Genomic DNA, 19,693 nt, shown 5'->3' with positions numbered 1-19,693 from the left:
GGTGCCGGCGGGCCCTTCCCGGCCGCGCGGCTTGGCAGCGACGGAGGATCATGCGACGCTCGATCCGCCATACGGAGGAACACGTCTTGTATCGCCGCCTCGCCCTCGCCGCGCTGATCGTTGCCGGCAGCGTGCACGGCAGCCTCGCGGCGGCCGATCCGGCACGGTGCCGCGAGCTGATCCGCAAATACGAAACCGACAAGGCCCAGCTCAGCGCGGTCGAGATCTCGCTGTCGCTGTTTGCGGCCGCCAATGCCGATTGCATCAACCTTGCCACCGAGCTGCTCGATCACGGCGCCTCCGTCGACGCGCGGGACCGGCTGGGCGCAAGGCCGCTGAGCCACGCCGCCCGCTCCGGCCATCTTGCCATGGTCGACCTGCTGCTGGCACGCGGCGCGCCGGTCGACGCGCGCAACCTCGCGGGATCGACCGCGCTGTATTTTGCCGCCGAGCGCGGCCATGTCGCGATCGTGCAGCGGCTGATCGACCGCGGCGCCGACGTCAATCTCACCGGACGCAGCGGCGCCTCCCCGGTCGCGGCCGCCGCCTATGCCGGCAGGGACATGGTGGTGCGCATGCTGCTGGCGCACGGCGCCGACGGCCGCAAGGCCGACGACACCGGCAAGCCGCCGGTCGTCTATGCCGCGGCCGGCGGCCAGCTCGGCATCGTCAAGCAGCTGCTCGCGCGCGAGATCGACATCAATGCGCGCTACGCCAACAATCTGACGCTCCTGATGTGGGCGGCCGGGCCGGATGAGACCGTGCCGGAGGCGCAGGCGCTCGAGGTTGTCTCGTACCTGCTGGAAGGCGGCGCCAAGGTCGACGATCGCGATGCGCGCGGCCGCACGGCGCTGATGATCGCCGCCGAAGGCAATCATCCGGCGATTGCCAGGACACTGCTCGCGCATGGCGCCGACCCTGCGCTGGCCGACAAGGCCGGCAAGCATGCCGCCGATCTCACCATCCTGTCGGCGCTGCGCGAGGAGCTGACGCCCCGCTGAGGCATGATGAGTTGAATCGAGCAACAGGTTCCGCATCACCTCGCCCCGCTTGCGGGGAGAGGTCGGAACGCATCGTTAGATGCGTTCCGGGTGAGGGGGAGCTTCCACGAGCACGTTTATCACCGTGTTCGCGGAGAGAGCCCCTCACCCCAACCCTCTCCCCGTAAGGACGGGGAGAGGGAGATCAGCCGCAACGAGGGGTGAACTTCAGCGCCGCTCACAGCCCCGCCAGATAATCCACCAGCGCGGCAAGGTCGTCGGGCGACGTTGCCAGCATCAGGTCGGACATGCCAGGATTGTTGCCGCGCGCACGGGTGCGGAAATCGGCGATGGTCTTGGCGAGATAATCCCGTCCCATTCCGGCCAGCCGCGGCACCGTGCCATCGCCCTGGAAGCGATCGAGATGGCAGGCCGGACAACCGACCGAGCGGCTGGCGCTGACCGCCTTCTCCGCCACGTCCTTGGGGGCGCGCGGCTGGCCCAGGTCAGGCCACGGCTTCTGCGAAAAATATTGCGCGATCGCCAGCATGTCGTCGCGCTCGAACTGCGCCGCGATCGGCTGCATGATCTCGCTCTTGCGATCGCCGCGCTTGAAATCGCGCAGCTGGATGTAGAGATAGCCGGCCTGCTGGCCCCAGATCGTCGGAATGGTCTTGTCGACCGGCTTGCCGTTCTCGCCGTGGCAGCCGGCGCAGACCTGCACCTTGTCTTCAATCTTCTCAGCGCATGCCTGTACCGCCATCAGCAGCAGCGCGACGCCGCCAATCATCAATCTACTGAACATCTGCCCATCCGTAGAAAACAGAAGCGGGACCGAACCGGTCCCGCCTCGCCGTCAATGTTCGCACGCGTGATGATGCATCAGGCCCGGGCTCAGTCGAGCGTGAAGGCGATGATGTTGTTGCCACGCTTGTAGTCGAGCTGGGTGTTACCGCCCGCGCCGACCACGATATATTGCTTGCCGCCGACCATGTAGCTCGACGGCGGCGCGTTGACGCCGGCGCCGGCCCGGAAGCTCCACAGCTCCTTGCCGTTCGACGAATTATAGGCCGCGAACTTGCCGTTGCCTTCGCCGGTGAAGACCAGGCCGCCGGCGGTGGCGAGGATGCCGCCGATCATCGGCTCGGGCGTGTTGACCTGCCATTTGATCTTGCCGTTGTTGTAGTTCACCGCGGTGATGTTGCCCGCCTGCTTCTCGCCCGGGATCACCTTGAAGGCACCGCCCAGCCACAGCTTGCCGTTCGGATAGGCCGAGCTCTCGACGTGGTAGGTCATCGGCTGGTGCAGGTTGATGGCGTAGGCCAGCTCCTGTCCCGGATCGGTCGCGATCGGCGACCATTCGACGCCGCCATTGGCGCCGGGCAGCATGCGCGCACCTTCCTTGGTCGGCAGCACCCACATGTTCTCCTGCGGTACCATCGCCTCGGAGAAGCGGATCAGGCTGCAGTCCTTGCGATCGTGCACATAGATGTGCCCGGTCTTGCCGGCATGAATGACGCCGGGAATCGTCTTTCCGCTCTTGTCCTTGACGTTGACCAGCACCGTCGGGCTGACCGCGTCGAGATCCCAGACGTCGTGGGCGATGTACTGGAAGTGGCAGACATACTTGCCGGTGTCGAGATCGAGCGAGACCAGCGAGTTGGTATAGAGGTTGTCGCCGGGCCGGTTCGAGCCGTCGAGGTCGGGCGACGGGTTGCCGACGACGAAGTAGATCCGGTTGGTCGCGAGATCGACCGACGGGTTCTGCCACACGCCGCCACCGAGCTTGGCATAGGGATCGCCGATCTTGGCGAGCATGTCCTTCTCGGCCTGGATATTGCGATGCATGTCGCGGCCGGTGGCATCCTTGGTCGCCCAGACACCGACGGAGTTCTCCGGAATGGTATGGAAATTCCAGAGCTGCTTGCCGGTCTTGGCGTCATAGGCGCGCACGAAACCGCGGATGCCGTATTCGCCGCCATTGGTTCCGATCAGGACCTTGTCCTTGACCACGGTCGGCGCCATCGTCTCGCTGTAGCCGAGCTCGGGATCGGCGATGTTGGTGGTCCAGATCACCTCGCCGGTCTTGGCATTCAGCGCCATCAGCTTGGAATCGAGCGTCGCCAGATAGACCCGGTCGCCGAGCACCTGGACGCCGCGATTGTTGGGACCGCAGCAATAAACCGTGATCGGGCCCATCTTGTGGGCATAGTGCCAGAGCTGCTGACCGGTCTTGGCGTCGAGTGCATAGACATGGCTGAACGACGTCGTGACGAACATCACGCCATCGACGACGATCGGAGATGTCTCAAGCGATTCCTTGACGTCGGTCTGGAAGATCCATGCGACGTGCAGGTTCTTCACATTGTCCCGGCTGATCTGCTTGCCCGGATAGAATCGCGTCTGGGCGTAGTTGCCGTTGGTAAGCAGGAAATCCCTGGTGTTCTTGTCGGCGGCGTTGAGTTGCTCCTGGGTCACAGGAGAAACATTGGCGTTGCCGAGGACCGACTGCTTCTCCTGCTTGACTTCCTGTGCGATGGCGGCGCCCGACAACAGGCCAACGCCGAGCGCGGCGGCGAATGCCGCAATCCCTTTCACGTACATATCTTCCCCCGTTATTTCTTGGTTGCAATATTAGGGATGCGTGTCTGCTACTTCCCTTCGAGGCCCGGCCGCCCTGGCGAGCGCGCAACCCGTTGCGTGGCTTGGTTGCGCTGCAATAGACGATCAAAAAAGGACGACGACAGGTATCGATGGATGGGTTCCATGTTAGCGGGGTCTTTCACAAAGACAACCGATGCGCTCAATGCGAAGCCGAAGCAGCATGACTTCGCACGCTCGAAATGCAGCGATCGCGGGTCGGCATCAAATCCGAACGATATCGGGTGCTTCGGACACCTTCACGCATCGCCGGGCAGATTTGCCTTCGCAGGCGCAGCACGCAAAATGAGACTAAGCGTCAAGCGACGGCATCGCGCGAGACGCCGCGCCGGCTGAGGTCGTGCGCGGCCTACCAATAGTCGGCCGGCAATTCCCGGCTCCGCGGTGGATCGGCGCCGGGCCGCGTGCAGGTGAAGGCGGCGCATTTGCAAGCAAAGGACAGCGCACGTGTCAGCTCGGCCGCGGAGATGTCGCGCAGCCGCTGTCGCGCGATCCGGTCCAGCCGATGCAACGCGGCGAGCAGCGCCGCCTGAAAACTGTCGCCGGCGCCGATCGTATCGACGACGTTCACCACCAGTGCTTCGGCCACGACCGGTCCGGCCTTGCGATGCCAGGCGCAGGCGCCATCATGGCCGCGCGTAATGACGACAAGCGATGCGCCGCCCGAGAGCAGCTCCTCGGCCCTCGGAGCATAGGCCTCGTCGCCGAACAGATAGGCGAAGTCGACGTCGGACATTTTCACGATGTCGGCCTTGCCGCAGAACGTCAGCATGCGCGCACGGTAGGCGTCCTTGTCCGTGACGAGGTTCGGCCGGCAGTTCGGATCGAGCGCGATCGTCACGTTCGGCCGCGCATCCTCGATCAAGGCCAGCGTCTCCGCCGCGCCCTTGTCATGGACCAGCGTGGTCGAGCCGGTGTGGAGGCAGGTGACGCCGTCAAGCGCGACCGCATCGCGCCGATAGGTCCAGTTCCGCGATGCGGTGTCGGCGTCGTAGAAGGCGTATTGCGTCTCGGTGCCGGTGACGCGCGCAAAGGCCAGCGTGGCCTGACGATTGCTGCGCGTGGCGCGACGAAGGTCGACGCCGGACGCCGCGGCATGATCGGCGATCATCTTGCCGAAGGTGTCGGTCGAGATGCCGCCGACAAAGCCGGTCGGAACGTCGAGCCGCGCGCTGCCGATCGCGATGTTGAGGCAGGAGCCGCCGACCGCGGGCGTCAAGGCCTCGCGTCCATCCGTCGTCTTCGACGGCAGGAAATCGATCAGCGCATCTCCGCAACTCAGCAGCATGGGATAAACCTTACGTCGGCGCTTCGCCGGGCGCCCGCCTCATCGCCTCGCGGCTGTCGCGGTCAAGCTCTCGCAGCATCTTGTGCACGCCGCGCTTCTTGCGGTGGAAATCGGCAAGCTCCGGCCTGGTCGGCTCGCTCAACCGCCCAAGCGCCGACATGCCGGCCATCGCGGCGTTGATCGAATTGTGCGCGCCGCTGGCGACCGCGCCCAGCATCGCGGCGCCGAGCAAGACGGGTTCTTGCGTCTGCGGCAGCGCCACCGTGTAGCCTGTCGTGTCGGCCATGATCTGGCGCACCAGGGGGCTGCGGCTCGCGCCGCCGCCGATCACGATGGTCTTGCCGTTGACGCCATGCGCCTGCAAAGCGTCGATGACGTCCGCAAGGCCATAGGCCAGCCCACACAGGCCGGCGATGAACAGCCGCTCCAGCGCCGACACGTCGGTGTCGAGATTGAGCCCCGCGATCACCGCACGCGAGCCGGGATCGGCATAGGGCGAACGGTTGCCGAGAAATTCCGGCAGGACGTGAACGTTGCGCGCCAGCAGCGCGGCGGCACCGGCATTGCCGCTGCGCGCCAGGATGCGCTTCTCGAGATGCTCGATGACGTCGACGCCGTCGCGCTTCGCCGCGAGCACAACCTCGGCATGCGCCGGATGCGATTTGAGCAGGTGATCGATCGCGGCGCCCGCCGCGGATTGGCCGCCCTCGTTCAGCCAGAAGCCCGGCACCATGCCTTCGAAATACGGCCCCCAGACACCGGGCACGAAGCAGGGATCGACCGTCGTCGCCATGATGCAGGCCGACGTTCCCATGATGTAGGCGAGCCGTTGGCAGACATCGACCTCGGCGCCGGAGCCATCGCGGCCGCCGATCGCGCCGACGCCGCCGGCATGGGCATCGATCAGGGAGGCCCCGACCGCGGTTCCCGGCAGCAGGCCGAGATCGCGCGCGGCATCCTCGGACAGCCCGCGGCCGAGCGGCGAGCCGGGCGGCACGATCTCGCTGCCGATCCGCCCAAAGCGATCGGCCGCGAGCGCCTCGAGCCCGACCCGCTTGAAAAAGGCTTCACTCCAGCCGCCCTCATCAGCGACGTAGGTCCATTTGCAGGTGACGGTGCAGGTCGAGCGCGCCAGCGAGCCGGACGCGCGGAACGAGAGATAGTCGGCAAGATCGAAGAAGTGCCCGGCAGCCTCGAAGGTCGCGGGCATATGCCGTTTCAGCCAGAGGATTTTCGGGATCTCCATCTCCGGCGAGATGGCGCCACCGACATAGCGCAGCACCTTGTCGCCGGTCGCGTTGACGAATTCGGTTTCGTCCATCGCGCGGTGATCCATCCAGACCACGACATTGCGTGCGGGATCGCCGGACGGACTGACGGTGAGCGGCCGGCCAGCTCTGTCGAGTACGACCAGCGAACAGGTCGCGTCGAAGCCGATGCCTTTGACGCTTTCGGCGATAACCGCGGCCTCCCGGATTGCGTGGCGCACCGAGGCGACGCAGGCCGCCCAGATGTCGTCGGACGATTGCTCGACGATATCGCCGGGCTCGTGCCAGACCCGGATCGGGTGCCGCGCCGACCCCAAAAGCTTCCCCGACTCGTTGAACACGCCCGCCCGGGCGCTGGTGCTTCCGACGTCCACCCCGATATAGGCTTGCCGCATGACCGCTCTATCTTCTGTTGAGCACGATCTCCCCGGGCAACCCTACCAGCAAGTGTAGCCGCCATCGACCAGAACGATGCTTCCGGTCATCAGACTTGCAGCATCGGAGGCCAGGAACAAGACGACGGAGGCGATCTCGTCAACCTGCCCCATCCGCGCCATCGGGGTTCCACCGATCCAGGCATCGTACATTTTGGGGCTGTTCTTCACGAACGCGTTCAGCGGCGTCTCGATATAGGTCGGCGCCACGGCATTGACGCGAACCCCGCGCGCGCCCCATTCGGCCGCGAGCGATTTCGTCAGGTGATGCACCGCGGCCTTGGAGGCATTGTAGAAGCACTGTTCCTGCGGCTTGTTGACGATGAAGCCGGACATCGAGCCGACATTGACGATGGTTCCGGACTTCGCCTTCAGCATGTGATTGCCGAAGGCGCGGCAGCACCAGAAGGTACCGTTCAGGTTGACGTCGATGACATTGAGCCAGTGCTCGTCGGTTACGGTTTCCGCCGGCGTCTCGCTGCGGGCGATGCCGGCATTGTTGACGAGGATGTCGACCTTGCCGTACTTGCGCACCAGCTCGTCGGCGACCGCGGAGACGCGGCCGGAATCCGTGACGTCCATCACCGCGATATCGGCGTCAAAGCCCTTGGCCTTCAGCGCGGCTAACGCGTCATTGGCGACCTTGACGTCACGGTCGCCGATGATGACCTTGGCGCCGGCCTCGGCGAGCGCTTCGGCGCAGGCGAGCCCGATGCCCTGACCGGCGCCGGTGATGATGGCGGTCTTGCCGCCGAGCCTGAATTTTTCGAGATACATTTTCTTCTTCCTTAGCTTCTTTTTGAGCATGATCTGTTCGGAAGACCGCTTCACACTTTGCGCTAACGCGGCCCTCCGGGTCCGGATCATGCTCTACGCGTGAATCGATTTTCCGCTGTCGTCGAAACGGTGGATGCGCGCCGGATCCGGGATCAGCGACACCCGGTCGCCGGGATGCAGATCGAGCTCGCCGATATAGCGCGCAGTCAGCATTCCCAGTGGTCCGGCGTCGACATAGAGGAAGGTGTCGCTGCCGAGATGCTCGGCGACCGAGACGGTGCCGTGCCAGCCGCCCTGCCCGTCGCGCTCGACCCTCAAATGCTCGGGCCGCACCCCGATGGTCGCGGCGCCCTGCTGCTTCGCGATCTCATCGGTGACGAAATTCATCTTCGGCGAGCCGATGAAGCCGGCGACGAACAGGTTGGCCGGCTTCTCGTAGAGCTCGAGCGGCGAACCGTATTGCTCGATCTTGCCGCCGTTCAGCACCACGATCTTGTCGGCCATGGTCATGGCCTCGACCTGGTCGTGGGTGACGTAGATCGCCGTGGTGCCGAGCTGCTTCTGCAACCGCGTCACTTCGAGCCGCATCTGCACCCGCAGCGCGGCGTCGAGGTTCGACAGCGGCTCGTCGAACAGGAACGCCTTCGGCTCGCGCACGATGGCGCGCCCGATCGCGACGCGCTGGCGCTGGCCGCCGGAGAGCTCGCGCGGCTTGCGGTCGAGATAGGGCGTCAGGTTGAGCGTTGCCGCGGCCGCCTCGACCTTGCGGTTGATCTCGTCCTTGGCGATGCCGGCCATCTTCAGGCCGAACGCGATGTTGCCGCGCACGCTCATATGCGGATAGAGCGCGTAGGACTGGAACACCATCGACAGCCCGCGCTTGGCCGGCGGCACATCGACCACGTTGCGCCCGTCGATCAGGATCGCGCCGCCGGTGACATCCTCGAGCCCCGCAATCAGCCGCAACAGCGTGGTCTTGCCGCAGCCGGACGGGCCGACGAAGACGACGAAGGAGCCGTCGGCGATGTCGAGATCGGCGCCCTTGATGATGTGGACCGGCCCGAACGATTTTTGGACACCCTGCAGCGTAATCTGACCCATGGCAAAAGCCTTTCTGCTACTTGACCGCGCCGAAGGTCAGGCCGCGGACGAGCTGCCGCTGACTGAACCAGCCGAGCACGAGAATGGGCGCGATCGCGAGCGTCGACGCCGCCGACAATTTCGCCCAGAACAATCCTTCCGGGCTGGAATAGGACGCGATGAACACGGTGAGCGGCGCGGCCTCGAGCGTCGACAAGTTGAGGGTCCAGAACGCCTCGTTCCACGCCAGGATCAGATTGAGCAGCAACGTCGAGGCCAGCCCCGGCACCGCCATCGGCGTCAGCACGTAGATCAGCTCGCGCCCGATCGTGGCGCCATCCATCCGCGCCGCCTCGAGGATGTCCTTCGGAATCTCCTTGAAATAGGTGAACAGCATCCAGATCACGATCGGCAGATTGCCGAGGCAGAGGATGAAGATCAGGCCGCTTCTGGTGTCGAGCAGGCCGAAGGTGCGGTAGATCAGATAGATCGGCACCAGGACACCGACTGGCGGCATCATCTTGGTGGACAGCATCCAGAGCAGCACGTCCTTGGTCCGCTTGGTCGGCGAGAACGCCATCGACCACGCCGCCGGAATCGCGATCAGCATCGCGATCAGCGTCGAGCCGCCGGCGATGATGATCGAGTTGAGCGCGTGGTGGAAATAGTCGCTGCGCTCCTGCACCGTGGCGTAGTTTTCGGTGGTCCAGTGGAAGAACAGGAACGAGGGCGGGATCGCGAACGCCTCGAGCTCGGTCTTGAAGCTCGCCAGCACCATCCAGAGGATCGGGAAGAAGATCAGGAAGCCGACCAGCCAGGCCGCCACCGTCGAGATCACCTTGCGCCGTGTCGTGACCATCCGCGCCATGACGTTACGCCTCCAGATTCCGGCCGACGATACGAACGAGGAAGAACGCGACGATGTTGGCGAGCACCACCGCGACCAGGCCGCCCGCCGAGGCGCTGCCGACGTCGTACTGGATCAGCGCCTGCGAATAGATCAGGAAGGCGATGTTGGTGGTCTGCAGGCCGGGGCCGCCGCCGGTGGTGACGAAGATCTCCGCAAACACCGTGAGCAGGAAGATGGTCTCGATCAGGATCACCACGGTGATCGGGCGCGCCAGGTGCGGCAGCGTGATGTAGATGAAGGTCGAGATCGCGCTCGCGCCGTCCATCTCGGCGGCCTCCTTCTGCTCCTCGTCGAGCGATTGCAACGCGGTGAGCAGGATCAGGGTCGCGAACGGCAGCCATTGCCAGGAGATGATCAGGATCACCGAGAACAGCGGCGCGTCGTTGAACCAGTCGATCGCCGGCAGCCCGAACAGATGCGCGATCCAGGCGAACAGGCCCGACACCGGATGCATCAACAGGTTCTTCCAGACCAGCGCGCTCACCGTCGGCATCACGAAGAACGGCGCGATCACCATCAGCCGGACGATCGAGAGCCCGACCACCTGCTGGTCGAGCAGCACCGCCAGCGGCACGCCGAGGATGATCGTGATCGCGAGCACCGAGCCGACCAGCACCAGCGTATTCTGCAGCGAGGCGAGGAAGGCCGGATCGGTGAGGAAGTAGCGGAAATTCTCCAGGCCAACGAACGATTCGGAGCCAGGATCGAGCAGATTGTAGTGCAGGGTCGCGAAGTAGATCGTGAGCGCCAGCGGCACGATCATCCAGATGAACAGCAGCGCTACCGCGGGCGTAAGCAGCGTGCGTGCAAGCAGTTGGGTCTGCTGGGTCGCCATCCCCGCCTCCTTACTTAAGGAAAGGAGCGACCATCCCGCTGCGGGACAGGATGGTCGCAAGTACCCAGCTCGGGAGGTCTAAGCTGGTCAGGCGGCAAGGCGTTTGACTCGCCTTGGCTATCGAGTCGCAGGCAGGCTTACTTGATGTAGCCCGCGCGCTTCATTTCGCGCTCGGTCGCGGACTGCGCAGCCGAGAGCGCCGCATCGACAGTGGTCGAACCTGAGAGCGCGGCCGAGAACTGCTGGCCCACCTGGGTTCCGATGCCCTGGAATTCAGGGATCGCCGCGTATTGCACGCCGACGTAAGGCACCGGCTTCACCGTCGGCTTGTTCGGATCGGCGGCATCGATCGAGGCCAGCGTCAGCTTGGCGAAGGGGGCGACCTTCAGATAGTCGGGGTTCTTGTACAGTGAGGAGCGCGTGCCCGGCGGCACGTTGGCCCAGCCTTCCTTCGACGCGACGAGCTTGGTGTAATCCTTGCCGGTCGCCCAGGCGATGAACTTCTCGGCCGCCTCGACCTTCTTCGAACCGGCGGGGACCGCGAGGCTCCACGCCCACAGCCAGTTGGCGTTCTTGCCGAGCCCGGTGTTCGGCGCCAGCGCGAAGCCGACCTTGTCGGCGACCTTGGATTCCTTCGGATTGGTCACGAACGACGCCGCGACCGTGGCGTCGATCCACATCGCGCATTTGCCGGCGTTGAACAACGCGAGGTTCTCGTTGAAGCCGTTGGAGCTGGCGCCGGGAGGGCCGGCCTGCTTCATCAGGTCGACATAGGTCGTCAGCGTCTTCTTCCATTCCGGCGAGGTGAATTGCGGCTCCCACTTCTCGTCGAACCAGCGCGCGCCGTAGGAATTGGCCATCGCGGTCAGGAACGCCATGTTCTCGCCCCAGCCGGCCTTGCCGCGCAGGCAGATGCCATAGACGCCAGCGGACTTATCGGTCAGCTTCTTGGCGGCGTCGACCACGAAGTCCCAGGTCGGGCTCTCCGGCATCTTCAGGCCGGCCTTGTCGAACAGGTCGGTGCGATACATCACCATCGAGCTCTCGCCGTAGAACGGCGCTGCATAGAGCTTGCCGTCGACCGAGACCGCATCCTTGATCTTGGGCAAGAGGTCGCCGACGTCGTAATCGGCGCCGAGCTTGTCGAGCGGCACCAGCCAGTTCTTCTTGGCCCAGATCGGCACCTCATAGGTGCCGATGGTAAGCACGTCGAACTGGCCGCCCTTGGTGGCGATGTCGGTGGTCACGCGCTGGCGCAGCACGTTCTCCTCGAGCGTCACCCATTTGACAGTGATATCGGGATTCTTCGCGGTGAATTCGCTGGTGAGCCCCTGCATGCGGATCATGTCGCCATTGTTGACGGTCGCCACCGTCAGCGTGGTCTGGGCGATCGAGGGGGCAGAGATCAAAACAGCAGCCGCGCCCGCAACGGCGCAAAGGACGTTTTTCAAGGTGACCTCCCTTATGTCACGTTGAGCATATGCCCACGTGTTGAGCGTATGTTCATCCTGTTGCCAAATTTTGTCAAGCGCGCGGGGAACGCCGTTCCGCGCGTTTGCGGGTTCCACCACAGCCTGAAATGGAGGTGTTTGCGGAGGTGAAGAAGGGCGCTGAGCCCCAGAAGGCAACTTGATTTGCGGCCACAGCGGGACTGCGCTCCCTCGCCCCGTTCTTACGGGGAGAGGGTTGGGGTGAGGGCTCTTTCCGCGCATACGAAGCGGACGAATGCGCGGAGACTCCCCCTCACCCGGATCGCATCTCCAATGCGATCCGACCTCTCCCCGCAAGCGGGGCGAGGTGAAGTACGACTCGCGACGCCTACCGATCGAGCACCGCGCGCGCGGTGGCCTCATCGGTGATGAGGCCGTTGATCACCCGGCCCGCCAATGCGGCCTTGATCGACGGCACCTTGGCGGCGCCGACCGCCGCGGCGATCGTGGTCGCTTCCGCGGGGATCTGCGGCGGGATGCTCGTCAGCCGCTTGTTGGTGCCGCCCTTGATCAGGCGGCCCCTGGCGTCATAGGCCCAGCCGGTCACCTCACCGATCGCGCCGAGCCGCATCATCTCGAGCAGCTCCTCGCGGGTGACGAAGCCGTCGACATGGACCTGGGCCTTCTGGTCCATCTGGCCGATGCCGATCAGCCGCAGATCGGCCTTGGCGGCGACCGCCCTCACCCGCGCGATCGGGTCGATGCGCACCATGCGGTTGCGCTCGTCCTCGCTCGACATCAGGAACGGCAGCGGCATCGGGTAATGGCGCGCACCGGTGCGGTCGGCGAGCCGTCCCACCGTGTCGTAGAAGCTTGCCGAGCCGTCGGCGGAGATGTTGCCGACCAGCGAGACGATCTGGTGATCGGGCCGCTCGATTGGCGAGACCCGCTCGACCGCGGCGCGCACCGCGCGGCCGGTGCCGAGCGCGACGATCACGGGCGTCTCCGAACGCAGCGTCGTCTCCAGCAGATTGGCGCTGCGCTCGGCGATCCCCGCATTCGACAGCGGCGCCGCCGGATCGGTCGGCACGACGTCGCAATGCACGAGGTTGAACCGCGCCTTCAGCCGGGAGGCCAGCTCCATGCAGGCCGCGATGGGGTGTTCGAGGCGAAACGTGATCAGCCGCTCCGCGAGGCACAGCGACACCAGGCGCTGCGCCGAGGCGCGCGACACCTGCAACATTTTGGCGATTTCGTCCTGGGTGTGGCCCGCGATGAAATACAGCCAGCCGGCGCGCGCCGCATCGTCAAGGCGAGACTTTTCGTTGTCGGGCGCAGCCATCGTCTTGCGTCAGCCTTCCATCCAGAAATCCGTCATCGCGGCGAAGATTCGATCCGCCCCGGCCTGCCGCAGCAGAACACTGCCATCCGCCAACCGATAGTGGGCGCCGCCGACAAATCCCCATACTTTCATGCCGGCCGCCTTCGCCGCGGTCACCCCGCTGATGCTGTCCTCGATCACGAGCGTACGGCGCGGCGCGGCGCCCATCGCGCTTGCCGCATGCAAGAACAGATCCGGGGCCGGCTTGCCGTGCTTGACCATCTGCGCAGTGTAGAGCCGCGGTCCGAAGCTGGCGGCGAGGCCGGTCAGCTCCAGCGAAAACTTCACCCGCTCGAGATCGCTCGACGAGGCGACACAATATGGCAGGCGCAATTCCGCGAGCACCGCCGCGATGCCGGCGATCGGCTTGAGCCGGGAGCGGAAGGTCTCACGGACCTGCAGCGCCAGGCCTGGCAGAAACGTCGCGGGCAACGGCTTTCCGACGCCCCGGCAGTAGTCGACCAGGGCCGCGGTGCTGCGTCCGAGGAAGAGTTCGAGCGCCCGCTCGGTGGTCATCCCGATGCCGGCCTGGACCATTGCCTCGGCGAGGCAGCGGCAGCTCAATTCCTCGCTGTCGACGAGCACGCCGTCGCAGTCGAAGATGACGAGATCGGTCTCGGGAAGCCGCGGATCCATCCCGACATGAGATCATATGCTCAGGCCATGAGCAATAGATCACAGCTTCGCGCGGAATGCCGCGCCTCAAATGGTCGCGGTGCACCGCCAGGGATGCTGTGCGACAAGGCGAAATGCCGCATGACACACCTCTGATCGCGACCGTCGTCGCGGGTCTCGGATTAGCTTTCGTCTTCGGAACCATCGCCCAGCGCTTTCGGGTTCCGCCACTGGTCGGTTATCTGCTCGCGGGCGTGGCCGTCGGTCCCTTCACGCCCGGCTTCGTTGCCGATCAGGCGCTGGCAACCGAGCTCGCGGAGCTCGGTATCATTCTCCTGATGTTCGGCGTCGGCCTGCATTTCTCGCTGAACGATCTGTTGTCGGTGCGGGCGATCGCGGTGCCCGGCGCGATTGCGCAGATTGCGGTCGCCACATTGATGGGCCTTGGCCTTGCGCTGTTGATGGGCTGGACCGTCGGCGCAGGCCTGGTGTTCGGCCTCGCGCTGTCGGTCGCAAGTACCGTCGTGCTGTTGCGCGCACTGCAGGAGCGCCGCCTGATGGACACCGAACGCGGCAAGATCGCGGTCGGCTGGCTGATCGTCGAAGACCTCGCCATGGTGCTGGCGCTGGTGCTGTTCCCGGCGATAGCGAGCTTGCAGGGCGGCGATGGCGCGGCGCTTACCTCCGACCCGCTCGCCGCCCGTTTCGGTCTCGGGCTGACCGGCGTGCTGGTGCTGACGCTGATCAAGATCGCCGTGTTCATCGCGCTGATGCTGGTGGTCGGGCGCCGGCTGATCCCGTGGGTCCTGCACTACATCGCGCATACCGGCTCGCGCGAGCTGTTCCGGTTGACCGTGCTCGCGATCGCGCTCTGCATCGCGTTCGGCGCGACCAAGCTGTTCGGTGTCTCGCTGGCGCTCGGCGCGTTCTTCGCCGGGATGATGCTGCGGGAATCGCCGCTCAGCCAGCGCGCGGCCCAGGAAACACTGCCGCTGCGCGATGCCTTCGCGGTGCTGTTCTTCGTCTCCGTTGGCATGCTGTTCGATCCATTCAGCTTGGTGCGCGAGCCCTGGCCGTTCGCAGCGACTTTGTTCGTCATCGTGGTCGGCAAGTCGCTCGCCGCCCTTCTGATCGTCGTGCTGTTCCGTCATCCGATGGCAACCGCCCTGATGATCTCGGCGAGCCTCGCCCAGATCGGCGAATTCTCCTTCATCCTGGCCGAGCTCGGCGTTGCGCTCAATCTGCTGCCGAAGGCCGGCCGCGACCTGATCCTGGCGGGCGCGATCGTCTCGATCATGCTCAACCCGCTGGTGTTCGCGGTGGTCGACTGGCTGACGTCGCGGCTCGAGAAGCCGCAGACCTCCTCGCCAACCGCCGCAGCTTCTGAACCAATCCCGGTCACCGAATTGCAGGATCACACCATCCTGGTCGGCTACGGCCGGGTCGGCAGCATCGTCGGCGATGCTCTGCATCAACGCAGCGCACCGTTCCTCGCGGTCGAGGCGTCCGACGACATGGTCGCCAAGCTCAAGGAGCGGGGCATCGAAGCCCTGATGGGCAACGCCGCGCGCGCCAGCGTGCTGCGCGCGACCAATCCGGCCGCCGCGCGATCGCTGGTCATCGCGATTCCCGAAGCTTTCGAGGCCGGCCAGATCGTCGAGCAGGCGCGCGCCGCGAATGCCGGTATCCAGATCATCGCCCGTGCGCATTCCGACGCCGAGGTCGATCATCTCAAGGCACTTGGCGCCGACATCGTGATCATGGGCGAGCGCGAGATCGCCCGCGGCATGATCGAGGAGCTCGACAGGGCACGTCCGGCCGCTATGCGAACCGCCGAGCAGGATTCGGCTGCTTGAGATAGATTACGCCCGCCGCACCGATGCACGCCGCGCGTCACGCGATGAGGGAGATCAAAACATGGCCTTCAAGAGCCCGCACGTTTCGCTGGTGTCGTTCTCGGTCGAGATCGGCGCCGCGGACACGACAAACGTCATGCAGGTCGAGACCGACCTGCATCTGAACACCCGTCATCCGAGCTATGACGCGGCCGCCGTGGAGCGGCTGGTGCGTGACGCGCAAGCCCATCTCGCCGGCAATGCCGGTCAGGTCACCCGGATCCGGCTGGTCTCCACCCGCAGCGGCCAGACCTGATGGCTCTTTATTCGAGCATGATCTCCGCGCACACGCTTCGCGTTTGTCGCGAGAGAAAACCGGCCTCCACTTTTCCGGATCACGCTCTAGCCGCCAAGGAATGCGGGCGCCAGATCCTCCTGCACGATGATGTTGGCGGCTTCCGTCGTCAGTTCGCTGCCGACGAGGTCAAGATTCTTGGCGGCCTCGAACAGCATCGAGCGGACGTCGTCTGGCGTCAGCACGCCTTTCGCGATCAGCTTGCGCACCAGCGCCTGCAGGATAAGAACGTCGATCTCGCCATGCGCCAGCGGCGTCGGCTTGTCCGTCATGATCGTCTCCCAGGCTGATCTCAAGGCTGAGGTTCGTCGTAAGTGAGGCGCCTAGCGCGGTGGTGACGCCATATCCTTGTGCAATTGCTCGAACGCGCGGCGCAGGCCGTGCAGCTGATCGACCAGATGGAGGATGACGTCGATGCCCTCGTCGTTGACGCCGAAGTCGCCCTTCAGGTCCTGGATCAGATGCGCTCGCGCCACGTCGGTGTCGGAGAAGCTGACCTCGCTGGCGGTCTCGTCCGGCACGAGCCATTGCTGCTCGATCCAGAACTCCAGCGTCTGCACCTCCAGACCTGCACTGGTGAGGAACTGCTGCTTGTTCATGATGCACCATCCTCGCGCGGATCGAACGCCTTTCGATCCCAGTTCGATACAAACGCCTCGAGCTCGGGATCGGGTCCCTTGGGCAGGACCACCTTGAGCTTGACGAGTTCATCGCCATGGCCACCGCCGACGCGGGGCGCGCCCTTGCCGCGCAACCGCATGGTCGTGCCGGTGTTCGATCCCTTCGGAACCGTCATGGTCACGGCACCGGTCGGCGTCGGAACGCGGACTTTTCCGCCGAGCACCGCCTCGGACAGCGAGATCGGCAGTTCCAGCGTAATGTCGTCACCCTCGCGGGTGAAGCGCGGGTCGGGGCGAACCTCCACCTCGATCAGCGCATCGCCGGGACCGCCCTTGCCGCTGCCGGGCATGCCCTTGCCGCGCAGACGAATGATCTGGCCATCGACGAGCCCTGGCGGGATCGTCACGTCGAGCGTACCGCCGTCGGGAAGCGTCAGCCGCTTGCTCGCACCGGTGATCGATTCCGCGAAGTCGATCGCGAGGGCGTAATGCAAATCACGGCCGCGCCGGTTGGCGCGCGCCTGCTCGCTGCGCCGGAGCAGCTCGGCGAAGGCGTCGTCCTGGTCCATGTAGTCGGCATAGCCGGAACTGTCGGCGTACGGATGCCCCGCATCCGCGTTGGCGAAATCCCGGTAGTAGCGATGCTGCGGCCGCTCGGCGCCATCAGCATCGATCTCGCCGGCGTCGAAGCGCTTGCGCTTCTCGGCATCCGAGAGCAGATCGTTCGCAGCAGCGACTTCCTTGAATTTGTCTTCGGCCGCCTTGTCACCCGGATTGAGATCCGGGTGCAGCTTCTTCGCCAGCCTTCGATAGGCCTTCTGGATATCGGCCGCAGACGCCGTCGGGGCAACGCCAAGAATCTCGTACGGATTTCTCACAACCTGCTCCGCAACACCGTGAGTGCACCTGCAATCATGAGGGCGCAAAAGCAGGCGATTTGCAAGTGCGCAGGCGCGCCGCGGGGCAACGGCCGACGCAGCATGCGCTCACGTCACATGACGAGCTAGGATGTATGTCCGGGGTCCAGATAGTTCGGCATGTTCTTTTGCTGCTGCGGCGTCATCTTGGCGGTATCCGGCTTGCCGGGCACGCCCCGCGGACCGAGCAGGGCGCGCTGCATATCGTCCTCGCTCAGGCGCGGCTTGCCATCGTCAAGCTGTCCATCGCCACCGTGACTCTGTGCCATGACCAACCTCCAGTGATGATCGCTTGCGCACAGGCGGGACAATACCGCGCTCCGCCGGAACGAGCCAGCGGAGCGCGGACGTGCCTTAGTGTTGCTCCTGCCGCTTCTCCTCCGCGGGATGACCTGCCGCGGGCGCAGCATGCGGAGCGGCGTGCGGCTCCGGCCGTGCGGCGGGCTGGGGATGGGCGGCCTGCGGATGCGGCTCGGGGCGCGCCATCGTCTCCGGGCGCGCTTCCGGCCTTGCCGCAGGCTCCGGTCGCGCTTCGGGCTTCGCTGGCTCAGGCCGCGCAACGGGCTTCGCGGCAGGCTCGGGACGCGGCTCTTCCTTGCGCACCTCTTCGGGCCGCTTCTCCTGCACGGCAGGCCGCGCCGCTTCTGCAGGATGCGGCTCAAGCTTCGGCTCGGCGGCAGGCGCTGCGCGCTTCTCTTCGACCGCAGGCCTATTCACTTCGGCGGGCGGATGCGCCGCGACGCCCTTCTCGGGAACCGGAAGCGCGTGGGATCCGGCAGGCGCGGGTGCAGCAGGATGCGGCTCAGCCTTCGTCTCGGGAGCAGGTGCCGCGCGCTTCTCCTCGGCCGCGGGCTTGTTCGCCTCGGCCGGTGGATGCGCCGCCGGAAGCTCCTTCCCCGGGACCGGGAGCGCGTGGGAAGCGGCCGGTGCTGTTGCGGGCGCGGCTGCAGCTCCCGGGTGCCCCGGCTCCCCGGCCGCCGGCCGTGCAGCGTTGGCAGGCACCGCCTCGCCGGCCGCCCGCGCGCGAACCACGCCCGGTCCCTTCAACTCGCCGGGACGCGCCGTTGCGGCGACAGCGGGCACGCCATTGTTGGTCCGCTTGAACAGGCTCGGATCCTGGCTTGCGGTCTCGACCTGCTTGCGTTGCAACGGCGTCGCCGCGAAGTGCTGCTCCTTGGCGATCGCGCGATCGGCCGGCGTCGGCCGCACCTCGATGCCGCCGCGGCCGCCATTGTAGCTGACGTTGTTGACGGTGGTCTGATTGATCGTGACGTTCTTCTCGTAGACGTTGGTGATCCGCGCGCCCTGCAGATTGTTCACGGTGCGATTGTAAAAGAAGTTGCCGTGATCCCAGCGGCCGCCTTCATACCCTGAACCGCCGTAGCCGAAGCCGTAATTGACGCCGCCGTAGAAGCCGACGCGATCACCCCAATAGCCCTGATGGAAAATGAAGCCGCCGCCGAACGCGCCCCAGTAGCCGGGCGTCCACAGCAGTCCGACCCGCGGCGGCTGCACCCAGGTGCCCGGCACCCAGTAGTAATCGCCGCGATCCTCGTCCCACGACCAATTGCCCGGCGACCACATGTAGCCGGGACCAGGCACCGGCGGCTGATCGTAAGTCGGCAACGGCGGCGGCGCGGTCTCGACGGCAGAGACCGGCGCGCATGCCGCATCCTGCGCGATTGCGGGCACCGCAGTCGCATAGAACAGCGCCGTGGCAATCGCTGCACACGACACGGTCGAATAGAGACGAGTTGTCATTGGGAGCCTCTTCGATGAGCACGTTCGACGTGAGACGGAACAAAAGTTCCGTGCATCGGCAATGCACCGACACACTTCATCGCTAGCGCCTTGACCTTACACCAGCCTGAAACGCATAGACGCAAACGGAAACGCGCACACGCGGCTATTCATGGTCGGTTCAGAGTGCGCCGTGACAACGTTGCGCGATTCAGTGGAACATCGCGCGTTGCTTCTCTGCATCATCGAGCAAGCTACGCGAAACGCGACGTGATCGATTCCGACAGCGTGTCCCGAACTTGACTTGGGCCTTTGTGCGATCACAACGATCCATGCTCATCCAGCGCTCGCTTCGCGAGCACAGCGATCTATCGAACCGCAATCAGCACGATGCGTGCACCCGGCTTGCCGGCGCGGCCGTAGCAGTGCTCCCGGATGAGTGCCAAAGACGAACGTCAGCCCTCGCAACGGCTTAACCGCAGCATCCCGGCGGTCGCGCTCCGCGATTGACACTCCCCTGAAAGGACCACACGATGCGAGATGCGGCGGCCTTCGGCCCGCGGTTTT

General features: G+C 65.3%; 19 protein-coding genes. 3 read left to right on the top strand and 16 right to left on the bottom strand.

The genetic code is table 11. From position 1 onward, the window contains the following. Window positions 1-86 precede the first annotated feature (86 nt). Window positions 87-1,001, top strand: coding sequence for an ankyrin repeat domain-containing protein (locus IF803_RS13060; RefSeq protein WP_461192402.1), 915 nt, complete (start codon window positions 87-89; stop codon window positions 999-1,001). A 217-nt stretch (window positions 1,002-1,218) separates the two neighbouring features. On the opposite strand, the gene IF803_RS13055 is transcribed toward IF803_RS13060, so the two are convergent. The 11 genes from IF803_RS13055 to IF803_RS13005 form a co-directional block, all read right to left on the bottom strand. Further along, the gene (locus IF803_RS13055; protein ID WP_461192401.1) at window positions 1,219-1,785 is read right to left on the bottom strand and encodes a c-type cytochrome; all 567 of its coding nucleotides are present in this window, start codon (window positions 1,783-1,785) and stop codon (window positions 1,219-1,221) included. A gap of 89 nt (window positions 1,786-1,874) precedes the next feature. Continuing rightward, window positions 1,875-3,584 (bottom strand): pyrroloquinoline quinone-dependent dehydrogenase, encoded by a 1,710-nt coding sequence (locus IF803_RS13050; protein ID WP_304496809.1) that lies wholly within the window; start codon window positions 3,582-3,584, stop codon window positions 1,875-1,877. A gap of 406 nt (window positions 3,585-3,990) precedes the next feature. Further along, a complete protein-coding gene (locus IF803_RS13045) occupies window positions 3,991-4,929 on the bottom strand; it encodes a carbohydrate kinase family protein (RefSeq protein ID WP_461192400.1) in 939 nt (312 codons plus the stop codon). Window positions 4,930-4,939: 10 nt separating this feature from the next. Continuing rightward, on the bottom strand, window positions 4,940-6,592 hold the full coding sequence (locus tag IF803_RS13040) for an FGGY-family carbohydrate kinase (RefSeq protein WP_461192399.1): 1,653 nt from the start codon (window positions 6,590-6,592) through the stop codon (window positions 4,940-4,942). Window positions 6,593-6,634: 42 nt separating this feature from the next. Then, complete coding sequence (locus tag IF803_RS13035; protein WP_461192398.1) at window positions 6,635-7,408, bottom strand: SDR family NAD(P)-dependent oxidoreductase; 774 nt, start codon at window positions 7,406-7,408, stop codon at window positions 6,635-6,637. Window positions 7,409-7,501: 93 nt separating this feature from the next. Continuing rightward, on the bottom strand, window positions 7,502-8,509 hold the full coding sequence (locus IF803_RS13030; RefSeq protein ID WP_304496812.1) for an ABC transporter ATP-binding protein: 1,008 nt from the start codon (window positions 8,507-8,509) through the stop codon (window positions 7,502-7,504). Window positions 8,510-8,525: 16 nt separating this feature from the next. Beyond that, window positions 8,526-9,356 (bottom strand): carbohydrate ABC transporter permease, encoded by an 831-nt coding sequence (locus IF803_RS13025; protein ID WP_069279505.1) that lies wholly within the window; start codon window positions 9,354-9,356, stop codon window positions 8,526-8,528. Window positions 9,357-9,360: 4 nt separating this feature from the next. Next, on the bottom strand, window positions 9,361-10,233 hold the full coding sequence (locus IF803_RS13020) for a carbohydrate ABC transporter permease (RefSeq protein ID WP_028344353.1): 873 nt from the start codon (window positions 10,231-10,233) through the stop codon (window positions 9,361-9,363). Window positions 10,234-10,370: 137 nt separating this feature from the next. Beyond that, entirely contained in the window at window positions 10,371-11,684 is a 1,314-nt protein-coding gene (locus tag IF803_RS13015; RefSeq protein WP_461192397.1) for an ABC transporter substrate-binding protein, read from the bottom strand. A gap of 367 nt (window positions 11,685-12,051) precedes the next feature. After that, window positions 12,052-13,005, bottom strand: coding sequence for a sugar-binding transcriptional regulator (locus IF803_RS13010; protein WP_461192396.1), 954 nt, complete (start codon window positions 13,003-13,005; stop codon window positions 12,052-12,054). 9 nt (window positions 13,006-13,014) lie between these two features. Next, on the bottom strand, window positions 13,015-13,680 hold the full coding sequence (locus tag IF803_RS13005; protein WP_461192395.1) for an HAD family hydrolase: 666 nt from the start codon (window positions 13,678-13,680) through the stop codon (window positions 13,015-13,017). A 113-nt stretch (window positions 13,681-13,793) separates the two neighbouring features. On the opposite strand from IF803_RS13005, the gene ybaL reads away from it, so the two are divergent. Next, the gene (gene ybaL / locus IF803_RS13000) at window positions 13,794-15,515 is read left to right on the top strand and encodes a YbaL family putative K(+) efflux transporter (RefSeq protein WP_461192394.1); all 1,722 of its coding nucleotides are present in this window, start codon (window positions 13,794-13,796) and stop codon (window positions 15,513-15,515) included. Window positions 15,516-15,576: 61 nt separating this feature from the next. Next, on the top strand, window positions 15,577-15,810 hold the full coding sequence (locus tag IF803_RS12995) for a hypothetical protein (protein ID WP_461192393.1): 234 nt from the start codon (window positions 15,577-15,579) through the stop codon (window positions 15,808-15,810). Between the two features lie 86 nt (window positions 15,811-15,896). Here the strand turns inward: IF803_RS12995 and IF803_RS12990 are convergent, their stop codons facing one another. The 5 genes from IF803_RS12990 to IF803_RS12970 form a co-directional block, all read right to left on the bottom strand. Next, a complete protein-coding gene (locus tag IF803_RS12990) occupies window positions 15,897-16,121 on the bottom strand; it encodes a hypothetical protein (RefSeq protein ID WP_016843345.1) in 225 nt (74 codons plus the stop codon). 51 nt (window positions 16,122-16,172) lie between these two features. Then, a complete protein-coding gene (locus IF803_RS12985) occupies window positions 16,173-16,448 on the bottom strand; it encodes a chaperone modulator CbpM (protein WP_461192392.1) in 276 nt (91 codons plus the stop codon). Beyond that, the gene (locus tag IF803_RS12980; RefSeq protein WP_461192391.1) at window positions 16,445-17,347 is read right to left on the bottom strand and encodes a DnaJ C-terminal domain-containing protein; all 903 of its coding nucleotides are present in this window, start codon (window positions 17,345-17,347) and stop codon (window positions 16,445-16,447) included. The genes IF803_RS12985 and IF803_RS12980 overlap by 4 nt, the downstream gene beginning before the upstream one ends. 125 nt (window positions 17,348-17,472) lie before the next feature. Then, entirely contained in the window at window positions 17,473-17,655 is a 183-nt protein-coding gene (locus tag IF803_RS12975) for a hypothetical protein (RefSeq protein WP_028334890.1), read from the bottom strand. A gap of 85 nt (window positions 17,656-17,740) precedes the next feature. Then, on the bottom strand, window positions 17,741-19,147 hold the full coding sequence (locus tag IF803_RS12970; protein ID WP_461192390.1) for a YXWGXW repeat-containing protein: 1,407 nt from the start codon (window positions 19,145-19,147) through the stop codon (window positions 17,741-17,743). Window positions 19,148-19,693 lie beyond the last annotated feature (546 nt).

Source organism: Bradyrhizobium sp. UFLA06-06 (assembly GCF_054820065.1).
Note: the sequence above shows the minus strand (reverse complement) of the source record. Positions and strands in the feature narration are given on the sequence as shown.